The sequence below is a fragment of the Cryobacterium sandaracinum genome (genome assembly GCF_004403415.1).
Lineage (GTDB): Bacteria > Actinomycetota > Actinomycetes > Actinomycetales > Microbacteriaceae > Cryobacterium > Cryobacterium sandaracinum.
In genome coordinates, this window is record NZ_SOGO01000037.1 from 38,269 (window position 1) to 55,201 (window position 16,933).

General features: G+C 66.7%; 19 protein-coding genes. 7 read left to right on the forward strand and 12 right to left on the reverse strand.

The window, feature by feature from the left end; genetic code table 11:
- Position 1: 1 nt before the first annotated feature.
- Positions 2-820 (reverse strand): GntR family transcriptional regulator, encoded by an 819-nt coding sequence (locus tag E3T25_RS13510; RefSeq protein ID WP_134374804.1) that lies wholly within the window; start codon positions 818-820, stop codon positions 2-4.
- 114 nt (positions 821-934) lie between these two features.
- On the opposite strand from E3T25_RS13510, the gene E3T25_RS13515 reads away from it, so the two are divergent.
- The 3 genes from E3T25_RS13515 to E3T25_RS13525 all read left to right on the forward strand — a co-directional run bounded on the left by E3T25_RS13515 (position 935) and on the right by E3T25_RS13525 (position 5,292).
- On the forward strand, positions 935-2,329 hold the full coding sequence (locus E3T25_RS13515; protein WP_134374806.1) for an MFS transporter: 1,395 nt from the start codon (positions 935-937) through the stop codon (positions 2,327-2,329).
- A gap of 56 nt (positions 2,330-2,385) precedes the next feature.
- On the forward strand, positions 2,386-3,516 hold the full coding sequence (locus E3T25_RS13520; RefSeq protein ID WP_134374808.1) for a nucleoside hydrolase: 1,131 nt from the start codon (positions 2,386-2,388) through the stop codon (positions 3,514-3,516).
- Positions 3,517-3,621: 105 nt separating this feature from the next.
- Positions 3,622-5,292, forward strand: a complete 1,671-nt coding sequence (locus E3T25_RS13525) for an ABC-F family ATP-binding cassette domain-containing protein (RefSeq protein WP_134374810.1) — start codon at positions 3,622-3,624, stop codon at positions 5,290-5,292.
- Positions 5,293-5,720: 428 nt separating this feature from the next.
- On the opposite strand, the gene E3T25_RS16900 is transcribed toward E3T25_RS13525, so the two are convergent.
- From E3T25_RS16900 to E3T25_RS13545, 5 genes are all read right to left on the reverse strand, one after another.
- Positions 5,721-5,867 carry a hypothetical protein gene (locus tag E3T25_RS16900; RefSeq protein WP_158250227.1) on the reverse strand — a complete coding sequence of 49 codons (147 nt, stop codon included), beginning with the start codon at positions 5,865-5,867 and terminating at the stop codon, positions 5,721-5,723.
- 116 nt (positions 5,868-5,983) lie between these two features.
- On the reverse strand, positions 5,984-6,628 hold the full coding sequence (locus tag E3T25_RS13530) for a hypothetical protein (RefSeq protein ID WP_134374812.1): 645 nt from the start codon (positions 6,626-6,628) through the stop codon (positions 5,984-5,986).
- Positions 6,629-6,905: 277 nt separating this feature from the next.
- A complete protein-coding gene (locus tag E3T25_RS13535) occupies positions 6,906-7,619 on the reverse strand; it encodes a GAF and ANTAR domain-containing protein (protein WP_104100070.1) in 714 nt (237 codons plus the stop codon).
- Positions 7,612-8,331 carry a GAF and ANTAR domain-containing protein gene (locus E3T25_RS13540; RefSeq protein WP_134374814.1) on the reverse strand — a complete coding sequence of 240 codons (720 nt, stop codon included), beginning with the start codon at positions 8,329-8,331 and terminating at the stop codon, positions 7,612-7,614. Before E3T25_RS13540 ends, E3T25_RS13535 begins: the two co-directional genes overlap by 8 nt.
- Positions 8,332-8,423: 92 nt before the next feature.
- Complete coding sequence (locus E3T25_RS13545; protein ID WP_134343179.1) at positions 8,424-8,918, reverse strand: MarR family winged helix-turn-helix transcriptional regulator; 495 nt, start codon at positions 8,916-8,918, stop codon at positions 8,424-8,426.
- A gap of 221 nt (positions 8,919-9,139) precedes the next feature.
- Here E3T25_RS13545 and E3T25_RS16905 point away from each other — a divergent pair, with 221 nt between their 5' ends.
- From E3T25_RS16905 to E3T25_RS13555, 3 genes are all read left to right on the forward strand, one after another.
- On the forward strand, positions 9,140-9,400 hold the full coding sequence (locus E3T25_RS16905; protein ID WP_158250226.1) for a hypothetical protein: 261 nt from the start codon (positions 9,140-9,142) through the stop codon (positions 9,398-9,400).
- A 227-nt stretch (positions 9,401-9,627) separates the two neighbouring features.
- Positions 9,628-10,359: a glycosyltransferase family 2 protein gene (locus E3T25_RS16910; protein WP_166784959.1), complete on the forward strand. Its 732-nt coding sequence runs from the start codon at positions 9,628-9,630 to the stop codon at positions 10,357-10,359.
- On the forward strand, positions 10,356-10,538 hold the full coding sequence (locus E3T25_RS13555) for a hypothetical protein (protein ID WP_134374818.1): 183 nt from the start codon (positions 10,356-10,358) through the stop codon (positions 10,536-10,538). The genes E3T25_RS16910 and E3T25_RS13555 overlap by 4 nt, the downstream gene beginning before the upstream one ends.
- 21 nt (positions 10,539-10,559) lie before the next feature.
- Here the strand turns inward: E3T25_RS13555 and E3T25_RS13560 are convergent, their stop codons facing one another.
- A complete protein-coding gene (locus E3T25_RS13560) occupies positions 10,560-11,090 on the reverse strand; it encodes a pyridoxine/pyridoxamine 5'-phosphate oxidase (RefSeq protein ID WP_104100065.1) in 531 nt (176 codons plus the stop codon).
- Positions 11,091-11,164: 74 nt separating this feature from the next.
- On the opposite strand from E3T25_RS13560, the gene E3T25_RS13565 reads away from it, so the two are divergent.
- Positions 11,165-12,058, forward strand: coding sequence for an NAD-dependent epimerase/dehydratase family protein (locus tag E3T25_RS13565; RefSeq protein WP_134374820.1), 894 nt, complete (start codon positions 11,165-11,167; stop codon positions 12,056-12,058).
- 59 nt (positions 12,059-12,117) lie between these two features.
- Here E3T25_RS13565 and rbsD read toward each other — a convergent pair whose 3' ends face one another.
- The 5 genes from rbsD to E3T25_RS13590 form a co-directional block, all read right to left on the reverse strand.
- Positions 12,118-12,501: a D-ribose pyranase gene (gene rbsD, locus E3T25_RS13570; RefSeq protein ID WP_104100063.1), complete on the reverse strand. Its 384-nt coding sequence runs from the start codon at positions 12,499-12,501 to the stop codon at positions 12,118-12,120.
- Positions 12,498-13,421, reverse strand: a complete 924-nt coding sequence (locus E3T25_RS13575) for a ribokinase (protein ID WP_104100062.1) — start codon at positions 13,419-13,421, stop codon at positions 12,498-12,500. Before E3T25_RS13575 ends, rbsD begins: the two co-directional genes overlap by 4 nt.
- Entirely contained in the window at positions 13,418-14,362 is a 945-nt protein-coding gene (locus E3T25_RS13580; RefSeq protein WP_104100061.1) for a substrate-binding domain-containing protein, read from the reverse strand. The genes E3T25_RS13575 and E3T25_RS13580 overlap by 4 nt, the downstream gene beginning before the upstream one ends.
- A 74-nt stretch (positions 14,363-14,436) precedes the next feature.
- Positions 14,437-15,408, reverse strand: coding sequence for an ABC transporter permease (locus tag E3T25_RS13585; RefSeq protein ID WP_134374822.1), 972 nt, complete (start codon positions 15,406-15,408; stop codon positions 14,437-14,439).
- 16 nt (positions 15,409-15,424) lie between these two features.
- Positions 15,425-16,933, reverse strand: coding sequence for a sugar ABC transporter ATP-binding protein (locus E3T25_RS13590; protein ID WP_104100059.1), 1,509 nt, complete (start codon positions 16,931-16,933; stop codon positions 15,425-15,427).

Consider the following 16,933-nt stretch of genomic DNA (forward strand, 5'->3'; position numbering starts at 1 on the left):
CTCAGGACTGCACCGCGTGGCTGATCGTCAGCTGCACGAAGTCGGTGTTGATCAGGGCCTTCGAGAGATAGAACGGGCGCCCGTCGTGGTCGAGAGTCTGGGTGAGGATGAGCACCGGGCTGCTGGCCGGCAGCCCGAGCAGCTTGCCGCGTGTGGCACCGGGAACACCGAGCGTGATGTCGGTTTCGCCGGGCCCGAAGATCGGACCGAGCACCGCGATCAGCGCGGCGAGCGCACTGTGTCCCGCAGCTCCCGCGTCACCCTGGGCGTTCGCGTCGACGCCTGCCTCGGACACGGCCGCCACCGCCGCCTCGCCGAGCCGGCTCAGGCGGTCTCCCGGCACGTGCTCCTGGATCAGGGCGATGGGTGCACCCTCCCGGGTGATGACGCTCTCGAGAAACCATGAGGCCTCGTCGGTGCGGATACCGATGGCGTCCGCAGTGAACGCGGGCGACGCGGACTGCAGCGCAGTCTGGGTGCGGCGAACGTGCACGGTCGGTCCGGTCTCGCTGAGAAGCTCCTCGATCGGACGGATCTTCTGCAGCCCGAGGTGAGGCAGCCGGTCGGCGACGAAGCGCCCGATGCCCCGGCGCGAGCGCACGAAGCGGTCCTCCTCGAGAAGCATGAGGGCCTCCCGCACGACCGTGCGGCTGACGCCCATCGCCGTGCCGAGCTCGGACTCCGATGGGAGCAGGGAGGCGATCGGCAGGGATCCGTTGCGGATCGCCTCGGTGATGCGCGAGTACACCGCCACCCGCAGCGGCAGAGCTCCATTGGTCTCGAGCGGACCTGCCAGGGCCGTCTCCGTGCGTCGATCCATTTGTTCTCCCCTGGTCGGTGAGTCGAGCCTATCGTGTGATCTCACGTACTTGTATAACAAGCATGTACACTGAGCGTGTCGACCTTGTGTTTGCTCCAATGAAGGAGTCGTGTCATGCTCGTGCTTTCCTCCGAAGCCGCTCCCGTAATGGGGCGCGCCCGCGCTCCCCGGGCTCCCGGAGTGTTGATCGGCACGCTGGTCCTGGCGATCCTGACGTTCCAGCTGAATGCCACCCTCCTCTCCGCCGCCTTGCCAGCCGTCGGCGCCCAGTTGGGCGAGAGCATGCAGGATGTCGCCCGGGTGCAGTCGGTGTTCTTCCTTTCCGGCGCCGTTTTCGGCATGGTCTTTTCCCGCTGGAGCGATTTCCTCGGCCGCAAGCGCAGCCTCGTGATCGTACTGACGCTGCTGCTGATCGGCACCGTCATCTGCGCCCTCGCACCGAGCCTCCCACTGCTGCTGCTCGGCCGGGTACTGCAGGGCGCGTCCAACGCCACCTTCACGATCTCCTTCCTCCTACTCTCGGAGCGCCTGAACAGCCGCCTGTTCGGCATCTCGGTCGGCATTATCACCTCGGTCAACGGCGGCCTGTTCGGCGTCGACGGCTTCCTCGGCGGCTACGTGACCGACACCATCGGCTGGCGGTTCCTCTTCGTGATCACCCTCGGCCTCGGGCTGGTCGCAATCAGTTGCGTCGCACTCTTCATTCCGCAGGATGAGCCGCGCACCCAGGACGGGTCAATGGACTGGTGGGGTGCCGGCATCCTGTCCCTGTTTCTGGTGCTGCTCACGAGCCTGATCTCGCAGGCGTCGTCGTCAGGCTGGGCCGACCCGCTCACGCTCAGTTACCTCGTCGGGGCGGTCGTCAGCGCGGTCGTCTTCGTGCTCGTTGAGAGGCGCACCCGACGGCCGCTCATTCCCATCCACGCGCTGCGTTCCCGCCGGGTGTGGCCGCTCCTGCTGTCCACGATGCTCACCCTGGCCGGGGTCTTCTCCGCGCTCAACTTCACCGTGGTCTTGCTCAGCCAGAACAATCAGGTGGGTTACGGGCTCTCCGCCTCGATGTCGGCGCTGCTCTACCTCACCCCGACCGCGTTCGTCGGCGTCACCGCGGCGATCTTCTCCGGCTGGATCGCCGTGCGGATCGGTTGGATCACCGCGCTGAGGCTGAGCAGCGGCGTCATCACCCTGATCACGGTCGGCCTGGCCGTGTTCGCGATGGACCGCTGGCTGGTTTTCAGCCTGCTCATCGTGATGGGCGTCTTCTACCTCGGCCTGTTCCAGAGTTCGGTCAACGGCGTCTCCGTGCTCAACTCGCCGCCCGAAGCCCGCGGGGCCCTGCCCGGCCTGAACGGCGCCTGCTTCGGCATCGGCATCGGCATCGGCATCGCCCTCGTCGCCCCGGTCGTGGCCGCGGGCACGGTCGCCGGCTTCCAGACGGCCCTGTGGATCTCCGCGGGTCTCACCCTGGCATCCTTCCTGGCCTCCCTGATTCTGCGCCCCGCCGTATGAACTCCCGCACCACTTCTGAACCCCTGAACCAGCACGATGAGAACGGATGGTCAACGATGACTCCCACGACGGCTCCCCACCCCCGCCCGATCTACCTCGACTGCGACACCGGGATCGACGATGCGATGGCGCTTGCGTTCTTGCTGGCGACACCGGGCATCCGTCTGGTCGGGATCGGCACGGTGAGCGGATGCGTCAACCCGGCCGTCGCTGCGGCGAACACCCTGAGCCTGCTCGCGACCGCCGGGCGTGACGATATCCCGGTCGCGGTCGGCGTCTGGGAGCCCGTCAGCGGGATCTCCCGGCGCGGGACCGCCCACATGCACGGCCGCAACGGGATCGGGGACGTGCTGCTGCCCCGCTCGCGGCGGCACCCAGTCGACGACAGCGCCACGGAGCTGCTGATCCGGCTGGCGCACGAATATCCCGGCGAACTGGAGGTCATCGCGGTCGGCCCGCTGACGAACCTGGCCGAGGCCCTCTGCCTCGACCCGGAACTTCCCCGGCTCGTGCGTCGCGTCACCATCATGGGCGGCGCCGTCTTCGCGCCCGGCAACGTCGGCAAATTCGCCGAGGGCAACATCGCCGCCGACCCCACGGCCGCCGCGGACGTCTTCGCGGCCAGCTGGCCGGTGACCGTGGTCCCGCTCGACGCGACGGCGCCGCACACCTTCGATGAGACCCACCGGCGGGCACTCGCCTCGGCCTCGGGGCTGACCCAGCAGGCACTGGCCGCCATGCTCGGCACCTGCCTGACGCAGTGCGGCACGCAGTTCAGCACGCGGCGTTTCGCCCTGCATACCTCCATCGCCGCGGCCTTCGCAACCGGCGCTCTTGCGGCCGAGCGGGCGCCGACCCTGCGCATCTGCGTGGACATGAGCGCCGGCCCGCGCCACGGCCAGACCCACTTCGCCAAGGTGGAGGCGGCGGCCGGGGGGCCTGTCACCGCGGGGCCTGCCGGGCAGAATCCGCACGAGGCCCGGGTCGTGCTGTCCATCCGGCGAAACGCCGCGACGCTGCTCCTGGAACGAATCCTCACCCTCGCACCCGCTGCGACTTCGGCTCAGGCTTTCGTGCCGGCTGCCGCTGAGGCCGTTGTTGTTCCGGGTCAGGCTCAGGCTCCGTCCGGAGCCCGAGCACAGGCGCCCGCTCGGACCCGTAGGCAGGCGGAACCGGTACCAGCCTGAGCCGCCGTCTGCATCCGTCGGCATCCGTCGAGCCGCTCTTCTTGAAGACTTTCGCAACACGCCGTGACGCGCGCAACCGCAGTGCCAGTCTGAGAAAATAGACGAATGACCGCAACACTCGTGGCCAAGGGCCTGACCGGCGGGTACGCGCACCGCACACTCTTTGATTCCCTCGACCTCACCGTCGCGCCCGGCGACGTCGTGGGTGTCGTCGGTGTGAACGGATCGGGCAAGTCCACGCTGTTGAGCTTGCTTGCGGGCCTGTCCGAACCGCAGTCCGGCACCGTCAGCCTCGCCCCGGCCGACGCCTTCGTCGGTTGCCTGCCGCAGGAGCACGAGCGTGTGCCCGGTGAGACCGTGGCCGGTTACATCGCCCGGCGCACCGGCTGCGCCCAGGCGACCCTCGAGATGGACGACGCGGCATCCACTCTCGGCGATGCATCACCGAGCCCGCGACCCGACGGCCTCGACCCGGCCGACGCGTACTCGGCCGCCCTCGAGCGCTGGCTGGCCAGCGGCGCCGCCGATCTCGATGAACGGATGCCCGTGGTGCTCACCGGCCTCGGTCTCACTTTCGGCACCGAACTCGCCGAGCACACCCTGATGACGTCTCTGTCCGGCGGGCAGGCCGCGCGGGTCGGACTGGCCGCCCTTCTGCTGTCGCGCTTCGACATCGTTCTGCTCGACGAACCCACCAACGACCTCGACCTCGACGGCCTGGAACGCCTGGAGTCCTTCGTCACCGGCCTCCGCGGCGGCGTCGTGCTCGTCAGCCACGACCGTGAGTTCCTGGCGCGCTGCGTGACGCGCGTGCTCGAACTCGACCTCGTCCAGGGGGCGAACCGGGTCTTCGGCGGCGGCTACGACTCCTACCTGGAGGAACGCGAAACGTCCCGCCGGCACAAGCGCGAACACTACGACGAGTTTGCCGAGAAGAAGGCCGACCTCGTGGGCCGGGCCCGCACCCAACGCGAATGGTCAAGCCAGGGCGTGCGGAACGCCATGAAGAAGGCACCCGACAACGACAAGATCCGACGCAAGGCATCCGCCGAGTCCAGCGAGAAGCAGGCGCAGAAGGTGCGGCAGCTGGAGAGCCGCATCGCGCGCCTCGAGGAGGTCGACGAGCCGCGCAAGGAGTGGCAGCTCGACTTTACGATCGGGTCCGCGCCCCGCTCGAGTTCGGTGGTGTCCACGCTGAGCAACGCGGTGCTCCGCCAGGGCGATTTCACCCTCGGCCCGGTGTCGCTGCAGGTCAACGCGGGTGAGCGCATCGGCATCACCGGGCCGAACGGGGCCGGCAAGTCCACGCTGCTGCGCGCGCTGTTGGGGCATCAGGTTCCGGATGCCGGCACGGCCAGCCTCGGTGCCAGCGTCAGCATTGGCGAAATCGACCAGGCTCGGGCTCAACTCGATGGCACCCGGCACCTCGCCACCAGCTTCGAGGAACTCGTGCCCGATCTGTCCACGGCCGAGGTGCGCACCCTGCTCGCAAAATTCGGCCTCAAGGCCGACCACGTCAACCGTCCGGCCGCGGACCTCTCCCCCGGCGAGCGCACCCGTGCCGGCCTGGCGCTGCTGCAGGCGCACGGCATCAATCTACTGGTGCTCGACGAGCCCACCAACCACCTCGACCTGGCCGCCATCGAGCAGCTCGAGCAGGCCCTCGAGTCCTACGAGGGCACGCTGCTGCTGGTCACCCACGACCGACGGATGCTGGCCAACGTGCACACGGACCGGCACTGGCGGGTGGACAACGGCCAGGTGACCGAGGCGTAGGTGAGCGGACCCTATTCGATTGGTGGAGTCGCTCCCGGAAAGTCAGAGCTGACTGCACCGAGTGGACACGGTGCGCCCAGGCGGAGCGTCGTGTCCGGTGTTGAACCAATTCGACGGAGAATCTGCCGGAAAACTGCATTTTCAGGCTCTATGGGGGCGATTTGGGCAGAATCTCCGTCGAATTCGTTCGAGGAGAGTCACTGCCAGACCTCGCGGACAACCGCCGCGAACCCAAATCCACGATCCCTCACGGCTGTCAGGCCCCTCGCATCAAGGACTCAGTAGCCGTCGGCAGGTCCTACCGGGGTGGTGCCGGCGATGCTCCAGTGCCGACCGCTGTCGACTGTCTCAGCTTCTTCCCAGTTTTCGTCACCGTCAGCGGCGTCTGCCAGGTGCAGGGCCGGTGGTCGCGGCGCAGACGGATTTCTTCAGTATCCCGGGCGGGTACTGCCGACGTTCTTCGGCCGGCGGCGCGACGAGCGAACCTTCTGCATCGCGGCCTTCCCCTGCGGGCTGCGCAGGTACTTGGTGACCACGGTCAGGATTACGGGGATGTACTTCAGCAGGCGCGCCATGGCGGTCTCATTTCTGTTCAAAATTTTGGGTACGAGAGTGCGGTAGCGGCTGGGCAGACCTGCGCCCGCCCAGCCGCCCGGTGCAGGTGTTGGATATGAGTGTTAGGTGCTGGACGTCAGTGGCCGAGTGCTTCGCGGTCGACGCGGCGGTGGAACCGCATTCCGGCGAGTCCGCCGACGATTGCGCCGATGAGGCTGATCAGGACAATGACGATCGCGGTGATGATGCTGCCTGCCGTGAGACCGTCCGGATTGAGCGGGATGCTGGGCAAGCTGTTCAGGTTCCCCAGAACGTTGAGTTCACCGCCGGCAATGACCCCGAGGATCCCTGCGACGGCAGCGATCACGATCGCCCAGACCCAGACCGCGATTCCCTGCTTGATTCCGTTGAAGCGGGCCATCCGACCGGCGACGTAGCCGCCGCAGAAATATGACACGAAGACCACAACCGCGAGCACAATCGCTCCGACCAGTGCCATGGTGCCGGCGTTCCCGGCAGCAGTTCCGGCAGCTTGGTCTGTGGAATCGGCCCCGCCCAGGCCGACTGCGGCTCCGACCGCAGCGAACAGGGCGGTGAGGATCACCGCGGTCCCGGTGGCGGTGAGCCAGCCGAAGAAAGCCGATCCCCACTTGATCCCGCCGAAGCGGGCCTCGTCGCGGCCGACGGCCTTATCACGGTCGGCGACCTCGTGGCGGTTGGTCGCCCCATCGCCCGCGGATACCGCAGCATCGGAGCCGTGGTCGTCGATGTTTCGATTCATGTTTAAACCGGATGAGTCGTATGTTGCCATGTTGATATCTCCTCTACTGATATAGATATGAACCTCAGAGAGTCAGGACGACTTCGCTCAGCCGCGTCACAGGAGAATCGATGGAGTGGACGCGATCGGAGCGTGTCCCGCCGAGACAGAATCTGTCTTCAGCGAGAATCTCTTAACATGTAGTCGTATTTCAGAGGGTGTTCGTCACAGAAATCAAGCAGGGAATTTCGCGCTCCGGGAGGATTCAGGCGCTCTGAGAGGCGCGGGGGTCTCCCGCCTAGATGACAAGGGTCTGGTCGACCAGCCCCTGAGCAACCTGGGACAACAACAAGTGGTTACTGCGAGCGTGATTCCTCAGCAACGCGAATGCGTCCTCCATCGAGACTCCGCGGGAATGCGAGATCACGCCTTTGGCTTGCTCGATGAGGACTCGGGAGTTCAACGCAATCGTCAATTGCTCCCGCACCGAGTTGCTTTCTCGGAGCGTGCGTTCCTGCAGAATCCCGATCGTGGCCACATCGGCCAACGCCTGGGCCGCGCGCACATCCTGTTGACGCAGGGCGCCGGGAACAGTGGACAACAAGTTGAGGGCGCCGATGGTAGTCTCACGCAGCCGCAACGGAATCGCATGGACCGCAGCGAAACCCTGCTCCCTGGCACTGTCCCGAAACCGCCGCCACGCGAGCGGGCTGTCCTCCACGTCCGGCAGGGACACGACCGACCCGGTGATGAAACACTCGACACACGGGCCCGCCCGAGCGCTCAGTTGCATCACCTCGACAAGCCTGCTGGCTTCGCTGGTGGAAGCGACAACTTCGAGCTCTCCGTTTTCGTCGGCCAGGAGAATACCTGCCGCCGCAATATCGAAGAGCCCGGCGCAACTCTCCACCAGTGTCTGGAGGAGCTCCACCACGTCATAACCGGCAACCAGGGTGTCAGCTAGGGTCGCGAACGTTTCGATCAGGCGGTCTTCTCTCGTTTCATCAATCATGAGACCCTTCGATCTGGTTTTCATTCACCGCAAAAGTCAATCGCCGGTCGATGATCTCCTCCGCGATCTCCTGCACAGATCGGCCGACGGCGAAGGCATGGCCCTGGATGGTCAGACGGGCGTCCAGGGCAGAAATCCCCAGTTGGGCCAGCACCATGCCTGTGGCCTGATGCACCTCACGTCGGGAGAATTGTTTGCGCGTGTCGGTTTCACCCTTAATGTCGCTCTGGGACAGCCGGATGGCACGGGCGAGAACGAGCCGGCTGACGACGGTCGCGAGGGCTGCAGTGTGCTGGATATTCAGATCACTGAGATGACTGGGCCGACTCGTGTACAGGTCGATCGCCCCGATGCGCAACGGCCCCAACGACAAAGGAAAAGCAAAAAGCGCGCCCAGATCATCGGCGATGATTGCCTCCGAGAACGCCGGCCAAACCCGGTTCGGTCGTTCGCGAATGTTCGGCTCGAAGACCGGCGCCCCGGTTTCTAGAGCATCCCAACTCGGACCCTCGCCCAGATCGAATTGCAGCTCGTCCAGCCGCATCGATTGGGCGTCGCTCGCCGAGATTGTCTCATCAGGGAGAAAGTCACCGAACGTCGAGATTGACACGCCATCCACTGGCAGTACCCCCAGGAACGGCTCGAACAGACGGGACTCGCTGCCTGTCAAAGCGGACAATGCCTTTTCGGCAACCGCGAATTGATCACGCATGGCACTCCCTCCTGCGATTCTCGCTGCTGCTCCTTTTCAAACGTGGCCAAGTCATTTTCCGAACGTACCCCGCCACGTCCGAAACGGGAGGCTCAAGAAGCCTTCACGACCGATATTTGAGTTCCAGCAAGTCTTTCTTCCAGGTCGTAGCCGAGCGCCGCAGCGATATTCAGCAGCTGCGCCTCGAGCAGCTCCTGTTCAGCACACGACATTTTCCTCTGAGCTTCACCGATCCGTGCACGAAAATCACCGTAGATGCTATCCATCAGCGTCTCGCCCGTCGCAGTCAGCTCCAGGAACAGGCTCCGCCGGTCATTCGGGTTGGCAACTCGGCGCACGACATCCCGGGCGACCAACCGGTCAGAGATCGCGGTGACCGCACCCATCGAGAGATCCGTGGAACCGGCCAAAATCTTCGGTGTCACCCGGCCCGCTTCCGAAATTCGAAAAAGAACCCGTATCTCAGAACCCGTGAAGCCATCCTTCGCCGCCATCCCGGCACGCGTCTTGTCCAGCGCTCGAAGCAGAACGACCACCGCAGCAGCAACACCCTCGAGAACCTGGACGGAGCCACTTTCCTTGAACATGGATTCCTCCCGACATCAACGAAAAGTACTCAGCTGGATCTGCGGCACATTTCCGCCTCCACCCTATCGACGACGTGCATCATCTTCCAACATAAAATAATTTGAAATTCAAACTGATCGCTATATATTACTTCCCGACGCCAATTCTTAGGGCATCGTCCGATCTCTGCTGAACCACCACGTGGCGCTTCAGGGTCCGCTGAGAGACAGGGTCTATTTCCATGAACGAGTACCGTCTGACCGTGAATGGCGACCGTTACGTTGTCGACACCGACGATGACCTGGCAGCATGGAAAACCTCCGTGGCCGACGCGGTGCAGCGCGGTGGAGGATTCATCAATGTGATCAATTCCGCCGGGTTCTTGACTACGCTTCTGATCACCCCGAACTCGACCGTCACGCTGCAACAAGTCCGCTCCCAACGACCGGAGCCCTGGACCCAGCTTCTCGCCGAGGAGGCCTTCACCTACGAGGACTTCTAGCTCTCCGAACTGGTGTATTCGGCAACTCCTCAGCGGGCCCGTCGCGGCGTACGTTTCTAGTAACAACCCGGGGGACAGATGCCGCAGCCGTGAGTCACACAGCCCGCACCTGGGGCTCACATGCCCGCGCTCCAACCGCGCCGGCACCGCCGGCATCGCCGACAGCGTGCGCTGAGCCCGCTGCCCTCCACCGGACGCCCGGGCGCCGGCTCTGCCTCTCCGTCGCCGTGAAGTTCTGGCTGTCCGTTCTGTTCGCGCTCAGCTGGACCGACGCATCCGTTTGGATCTCGCTGCCGTGGATCCAGGACCTGACCCGCCTGACCGGCGAACCGGCGGCGTGGATCATCGTCTTCCTGGTGGCATTCCTGCCTGGCTTCGTGGTGGCGTTTCTAAGCCTGTCGCTCCTGCTGGATCGCCAGCCGCCGTTCCGGGTCCCCGATCCGGTCACCCCCCTGACCATCATCGTGGCCGCCCGAAACGAGCAGGACGGTCTCCGGGAGGCGATCCGCTGCATCGGCGGGAGCGATTACGCCGGCGAGGTGACGGTGATCCTCGCCGACAACGGCTCCGATGACGCTACGGCGCGGTTCGCCAACGTCGCCGCCATCGAATCCGACGTGGACCTGCTGGTCGTGCGGCAACCTGTCCCCGGCAAGTCGAACGCGCTGAACTCCGCACTGACCCACGTGACCACGCCCTATCTGATCACGGTCGACGCGGACACGCTGCTGCACCGGAAGGCCCCGCGCCACCTGATCTCCCGGCTTGAATCCGCCCCGGCAGACACTGTTGCCGTGGCCGGCGCGGTTCTCGTGCGCAACTCCCGCATCAACCTGCCCACCCGCATGCAGGAGTGGACGGGCTGTTCTGGGTGCCCGGCCTCGTGCTGTTCGCCGTCTTCGGCAACACGGCCGTGGTCTCGATCTGGGCGCTGGCCGTGCTTCCGATCACCCTGGTGATCTACGGAAGTCTGCGCATGTTCCAGAGCCGCCGGGTCTTCGGTCCGCTCGGTCTGGAAATGCGACGCAACCGGTTCGGCTACCTGGCCTATCTGCTCGGCGACCAGGTGCTGTGTTCCTACGCGTCACTGGTCGGCTATGTGCAGTTCCTCACCGGGTCCGCCCGCCGCTGGAAGTAGTCCCCCTCAGCCCGAGCGCGCTCAGCCCTCGGCGGGAATCAGGTAGCGGTGGCGCACGTGCCGGCGGCCGGGGTCGGCCTGCCAGAATTCGACCTCGACCGGGCGCAGGGCGTACAGCTGCCAGGTGGGGTTCTCTGATCCGTCGGCGCCGGGCCGTTCGGACCAGTCGGCCGCCGAGGCATCCGTCGACAACTCGGCGACCGGGCCGACCACGCGCACCTGGCGGCCCAGCGCCGACCAGAAGAAATTCATCGCGGCCAACGGATGCTCCGTCAGCTCCCGGCCCTTGCGCGACGCCCGCGAGGTGGCGAAGTGCCAGCCCTCGGCGTCGAGATTCTTGAGGATGAGCATGCGCGACGACGGCATGCCCTCGGCGCCGACGGTCGCCAGGCTAAAGGCGTGCGGCTGGGAAACCCCGGCCGCGAGGGCCTCATCAAGCCACGACCGGAACAGTACAGCCGGGTCGAGTGGCGCCGACGCCGGGTCGAAAATCGGCAGATCGACGGGAAAATCCGGCAGGGAACGCAGCATGCTGCGGAATGATTCGCTCACCCACCGAGCCTACTGCGTCGACTGTCAGCGTTCAGAGAGTGCCGCTAGCGTTGGAAGCAGACAAGAGGAGCGAGATGAAGGTACTCATTGCAGGATGCGGGGACCTCGGCACGGAGGTGGGCCTGCGTTTCGCGGCGCTCGGGCACCGGGTGGTGGGGTTGCGCCGCAACGCGGCCGTTCTCCCCGCCGGCATCGAGGGCCAGTCCGTCGACCTCAGCGCGCACAAGCCGGTCGTGCCGGCCGGCACCGAGATCGTGATCGTGGCGATCGCCGCGGGCAACCCCAGCCCCGCGGTCTACCGGGCGGCCTACGTGGACGGTCTGCAGAACCTCCTCGACGCGCTCGACGAGGCCGGCGTCACGCCCCGCCGCGTGCTGCTGGTGTCGTCGACCGCCGTCTACGACGTGTCCGACGAGAGCTGGGTCGACGAGCAGACGCCGGCCAACCCGCGGCCGGGCACCGACGCCATTCTGCTCGAGGCCGAACGGATGCTGCACGCCCGCATCCCCGCGGCTGTCGTCTTCCGCCTGTCGGGCATCTACGGCCCCGGCCGGGAGCGCCTGATCACCCAGGTGCGGAGCGGCCGCACCACCGCGTCGGCCTCGGCCCGCCACACGAACCGCATCCACCGGGATGATGCCGCGGCCGCGATCGTGCACCTGATGCTGCGGGAGGAAGCACCGGCGACCCTCTATCTCGGCGTCGACAGCGCGCCGGTGCGCGGCGGTGAGGTGCTGGCGTTCCTTGCCGAGGAGCTTGGACTGCCGGCCCCTAAGCCTGAGGCACCCGGCGCTCCCGGCACAACGACTGCCGCGCCCACTCGGCCCGTCCCGCGGGACAGCCAGCGCGGAGGCGACAAACGCCTCCGCAACCAGCTGCTGCTGGGCACGGGTTTCACGTTCAGCTATCCGACCTACCGCGAGGGCTACCGGGCCGTGCTGGCCGGCCGGGGCATCCGTCACCCGTAGCTCAACCGGGTTCGGTGTGAACCAATTCGTTCGGGAACGAGACGCCTAGAACGAGACGTCTAGAACGAGACGCCGCAGACCAGCGCCGCGTTCGCGAACGGCGTCGCCTCCCCCGAACGGATGAATAGCTTCGCCGAGGCCGACAGGTCCTTCAACTCGGCGTGGCTGATGTACTCGATCGCGTCGAACCGGTCGGCCAGCCAGACCCCGGCGGGGGCGGTTTTCGACTCCTCCGCGGCCACGCAGCGCTGGAACACCATCTCCTCGAGCAGGGCGTCGAGCACCTGCTCGAAGCGCGGCACACCATGCACAAGCGCCAGGTCGATCACGGGAACGCCGGCCGGGATCGGCATGCCGCAGTCCGCGAGGAGAACGACATCCGTGTGTCCGAGGCGGGCCAGGGCGCCGGAGAGGTCGGCGTTCAGGATGCCGCGGCGCTTCATGCGCGTACCAGCGGCAGCTCGTCGGCCAGGGAGGGATACGACGTCTGCGTGCCGCGCGACTGCACTGCGAAGGCACCCACGCGCACGGCCCGGCGCACGGACTCGGACAGGCTCGACCCGGCCGCGAGCTGCGCGCTGAGGGCGCCGACGAATGCGTCGCCGGCGCCCGAGCTGTCCACGGCAACGACCCGTGGCGACGCCAGACTGTGGGTACCGTCCCGGTCGGCGCAGATCGCGCCCTTCGCACCGCGGGTGAGCACGACCGAGGGAACGCCCCAGTCGAGGAGCCGGGCGACGAGCTCGGCGTCCTCGGTGGGGATGACCATTTTCGGGGCGAGCTGCGCGAGCACGAGGGCAGCCTCGTGCTCGTTGACGACCAGCGGGTCGGCCCGACGGATGCTCGCGGCATCCAGTTCGATCACGGGCGCCAGGTTCAGCACCACCCGGCCGGTGGCCAGCCGCATTGCCGCCACGATGCCCTCCGCGGGAATCTCACCCTGAAGCACCACCACGGCGGCCTCCGCGATGACGGTCGCGCTGGCCTCAACGGCCTCCGCGCCCAGCAGTGCGTTGGCGCCGGGGATGATCACGATGGTGTTTTCGCCGTCGGCGGCGACCGTGACGAGTGCCAGGCCGGTCGGGCCGTCCACCGCGCGCACATTCGACAAGTTCACTCCGGAGCGGGTCAGGATCGCAGTCGCGACCTCGGCCTGCGGATCCCGGCCGACCAGGCCGACCATACTCACCGCGGCGCCCAGCTGGGCGGCCGCGACGGCCTGGTTGGCTCCTTTTCCTCCGGGGAGGAGCTCCATCGACGTTCCGATGAGGGTCTCACCGGGCAGCGGGTGGCGTTCGATGGTGATCAGCTGGTCGACGTTGATCGACCCGACGACGACGACCGTGCTGGCGGAGTAACTCACTTGGCGAAGTCGCCGACATTCGTCTTCGTGACGGAGACGACCTCGACCGGAACGGTCTTCTCGATCGTGTCGCCGGCGATGGCCTTGATGGCCAGTTCAACGGCGAGCTTGCCGAGTTCGGCCGGCTGCTGAGCGATGGTGGCAACCAGGGTGCCTGCCTCGATGGCGGCGAGTCCGTCGGCCGTGCCGTCGAAGCCGACGACCGCGACCTCGGTGCCGGCCCGCGACCCGAGCGCCTGGATGGCGCCGAGCGCCATTTCATCGTTCTCAGCGAAGAGGCCGGTCGCGCCGGGGTTGGCCTGCAGCAGGTTCGTGGTCACGTCGAGCGCGGCGGCGCGGTCGAAGTTGGCGGTCTGCTTGGCGACCACGGTGATGTTCGGGTAGGCCTTCATGCCCTCTTCGAAGCCCTGGCCGCGGTCACGGCTGGCCGAGGTGCCGGAGACACCCTGCAGGTGGATGACGCTGCCCGTTTCGCCCATGGCCTCGGCGAGGGCGTCGGCAGCCTGACGGCCACCGGCCACGTTGTCGCTGGCGACGAGTGAGTTCAGGTCGGCGCCGTTGACCGTGCGGTCGACCCCGATGACCGGAATACCCGCGCTGAGGAGGTCGTTCACGGCGGAGGAGGCTGCGTCGGAGTCCACCGGGTTCACGATGACGGCCTTGGTGCTGCCGGAGGCGGCGGTGGCGAGCTGATTGGCCTGCGTGGCCGAGTCGTTCTGGGCGTCGACGATGTTCAGCTGCACGCCGGCCTCGTCGGCGGCAGCCTGCGCGCCGTCGCGCAGTTCCACGAAGAACGGGTTGTTCAGGGTGGAGACGGCCAGCACGATCTTAGTGCCCGACGCCTCAGACCCGCCACCACGGCCGCAGGCCGTAGTGCCCACCAGAATCAGGGCGGCGGTGGCGGTCAGCGCCGCGATTTTGCGAAACGAGGAGGACTTCATTGTGTATTCCTTTGTGGTTATTGATGGGTGAGGAGAAAGGTAGAGGGGGTGACGGATGTCGGCCGCCGGCCTGGTCAGCTGCTGCGGGTCTTGCGGCGGAGCACGTCGACGCCCACGGCGAGGGCGATCACGAGTCCGATCACAACCTGCTGCCAGAACGATGTCACGTTGAGCAGGTTCAGGCCATTGCGGATGACGACGAGCACGAGGGCACCCACGAAAGTGCCTGAGATCTTGCCGAGGCCACCGGCGAGGGAGGCACCGCCGATCACGACGGCCGCGATGGCGTCGAGTTCGTAGCCCGCCGCGGCCTGCGGCTGCGCGGAGTCGAGGCGCCCGGCGAGCAGGAGCCCGGCAAGTGCGGCGAATAGTCCGGCCAGGGCGAAGACGGTGACCAGGATGCGCTTGACCGGCAGTCCCGACAGCCGGGCGGCTTCGGCGTTGCCGCCGACCGCGTACATCGAGCGGCCGATGACAGTCCGGTTGAGCAGGAAGGAAGCGGCCAGGGCGGCGAGCACAAGGATGATGATCGGCATCGGCACCGGGCCCAGGTTGCCGCCGAGGAAGGAGACCTCGGCCGGCGTCGAGATCGGACGGCCGTCGGAGATGACCAGGGTCAGTCCGCGGGCCACGCTGAGCATGGCGAGCGTGGCGATGAACGAGGGCAGCTTGCCGGAGGCGTTGGCCAAACCGTTGATGGTGCCGGCCAGGGCTCCGACGAACAGACCACCCAGGAGGGCGATCCAGCCGGGGAGGCCGGCGCTGGCGAACATCCAGCCCGACGACATGGCCGACAGGGCCGCCACGGCACCCACCGAGAGGTCGATCCCGCCGGCCACGATGACGAAGGTCATCCCGAAGGCCAGCACGGCCACCGTGGACACCTGGATGCCGATGTTGAGCAGGTTCTGCGCGGTCAGGAAGTCGGGAGTCGCGATGAACAGGGCGATGCAGAGAACGACGAGGCCGACGAGGGCGCCGTTGTTGGCGAGGAACTTCTTGTAGTCGAGACCGCGGCGCTTCAACGGCAGGGTTGTGGTGGACATGGTGGCTTCCCTATCTCTATTCGTACTTCTCGTCGACATCGCGGGCGGCGAGTGTCATGACTGCGTCTTGGGTGGCCTCGGCGGCGGTGAGCTCGCCGGCGATCCGGCCGTCGCGCATCACGAGGATGCGGTCGCTCATGCCGAGAATCTCGGGCAGTTCACTGGAGACCATCAGAATCGCTCCCCCGGCCGCCGTGATCGCGTTCATCAGTTCATAGATCTCGACCTTGGCGCCCACATCGACGCCGCGGGTGGGCTCGTCGAGGAGCAGCACCGTGGAGGCGGCGATGATCCAGCGGCCGAACACGGCTTTTTGCTGGTTGCCCCCGGAGAGTGCGCCGATCGACTGGTCGATGGTGTGCATCCGGATGCGCAGTTTCATGGCCACCTCGGCGGCCCGGCTGCGTTGGCCGGCGAAGTCGACCAGACCCAGCTTCGCGGTGGCGGCGAGCGTGGCGTAGCCGAGGTTGTCGTTGACGGATGCGTCGAGCACCAGCCCCTGTCCCTTGCGGTCTTCGGGCACGTGCCCGATGCCCGCTGCGATTGCCGCCTGGATGCTGCCGTTCGGCAGCTGCCGGCCGCGCACGGCGACCGTGCCGGAGGTGTACCGGTCGGCGCCTGCGATCGCGCGGATCAGTTCGGTGCGCCCCGCGCCGACCAGCCCGGCGATGCCAAGCACCTCGCCCGCCTTGACGCTGAAGCTGATGTCGCTGAACGAGCCGGCCGAGGTGAGCTTGTCGACCGTGAGGATCTCGGTCGCCTGGCTCACGTCGCCGGCCGACCGCGGGAAATGGTCTTCGATGTTGCGGCCGACCATCAGCTTCACGAGGTCGTCTTCGGGGGTGGAGGCCGGCACCTCGGCGATGAACTCGCCGTCGCGCAGCACGGTCACGGTGTCGCCGACCTCGGCGATCTCGTCAAGGTGGTGGCTGATGAACAGCATGCCCACCCCACGGCGGCGCAGGTCGGTCATCACGGCGAACAGGCTCTCGGTCTCGTGGCGGGTCAGGGCCGCGGTGGGCTCATCCAGGATCAGGATGCGGGCGTTGATGCTGAGCGCCTTGGCGATCTCGACCAGCTGCTGCCGGGCGATGCCGAGGTCGCCGACCAGGGTGTCCACGTCGACGTCGAGGCCGATCAGGGCGAGGGCGGCACGCGCCCGATTGCGCAGGGCGCTGCGGTCGACCAGGCCGTGCTTGGTGGGCATCCGCCCCAGCATCACGTTCTCGGCGATGCTCATGGTGGGAACGAGGTTCAGTTCCTGGTGGATCGTGGCGATGCCGAGTTCCTCGGCCGCGCGGGTGGTGGGCAGGGTGACTGTCTGCCCGTCCACCACGATGTGGCCGGCGTCCGGCTGGTACACCCCCGCCATCATCTTGATCAGGGTGGACTTGCCGGCGCCGTTCTCGCCCAGCAGCACCTGCACCTTGCCGGCGTAGACGCTGACGGTGACGTCTTTGATGACCGTCACCGGTCCGAAGGTCTTGCCCACGTTCTGCAGGGTGACCAGTGGTTGTTGACTCAT

Bases quoted from the DNA above. Each gene is read 5' to 3' on its own strand.
- E3T25_RS13585 (WP_134374822.1), bottom strand. From the start codon at position 15,408: ATGTCCACCACAACCCTGCCGTTGAAGCGCCGCGGTCTCGACTACAAG.
- E3T25_RS13580 (WP_104100061.1), bottom strand. From the start codon at position 14,362: ATGAAGTCCTCCTCGTTTCGCAAAATCGCGGCGCTGACCGCCACCGCC.
- E3T25_RS13520 (WP_134374808.1), top strand. From the start codon at position 2,386: ATGACTCCCACGACGGCTCCCCACCCCCGCCCGATCTACCTCGACTGC.
- E3T25_RS13590 (WP_104100059.1), bottom strand. From the start codon at position 16,933: ATGAGTCAACAACCACTGGTCACCCTGCAGAACGTGGGCAAGACCTTC.
- E3T25_RS16900 (WP_158250227.1), bottom strand. From the start codon at position 5,867: ATGGCGCGCCTGCTGAAGTACATCCCCGTAATCCTGACCGTGGTCACC.
- E3T25_RS13510 (WP_134374804.1), bottom strand. From the start codon at position 820: ATGGATCGACGCACGGAGACGGCCCTGGCAGGTCCGCTCGAGACCAAT.
- E3T25_RS13535 (WP_104100070.1), bottom strand. From the start codon at position 7,619: ATGATTGATGAAACGAGAGAAGACCGCCTGATCGAAACGTTCGCGACC.
- E3T25_RS13525 (WP_134374810.1), top strand. From the start codon at position 3,622: ATGACCGCAACACTCGTGGCCAAGGGCCTGACCGGCGGGTACGCGCAC.
- E3T25_RS13540 (WP_134374814.1), bottom strand. From the start codon at position 8,331: ATGCGTGATCAATTCGCGGTTGCCGAAAAGGCATTGTCCGCTTTGACA.
- rbsD (WP_104100063.1), bottom strand. From the start codon at position 12,501: ATGAAGCGCCGCGGCATCCTGAACGCCGACCTCTCCGGCGCCCTGGCC.
- E3T25_RS13545 (WP_134343179.1), bottom strand. From the start codon at position 8,918: ATGTTCAAGGAAAGTGGCTCCGTCCAGGTTCTCGAGGGTGTTGCTGCT.
- E3T25_RS13530 (WP_134374812.1), bottom strand. From the start codon at position 6,628: ATGAATCGAAACATCGACGACCACGGCTCCGATGCTGCGGTATCCGCG.
- E3T25_RS13515 (WP_134374806.1), top strand. From the start codon at position 935: ATGCTCGTGCTTTCCTCCGAAGCCGCTCCCGTAATGGGGCGCGCCCGC.
- E3T25_RS16905 (WP_158250226.1), top strand. From the start codon at position 9,140: ATGAACGAGTACCGTCTGACCGTGAATGGCGACCGTTACGTTGTCGAC.
- E3T25_RS13565 (WP_134374820.1), top strand. From the start codon at position 11,165: ATGAAGGTACTCATTGCAGGATGCGGGGACCTCGGCACGGAGGTGGGC.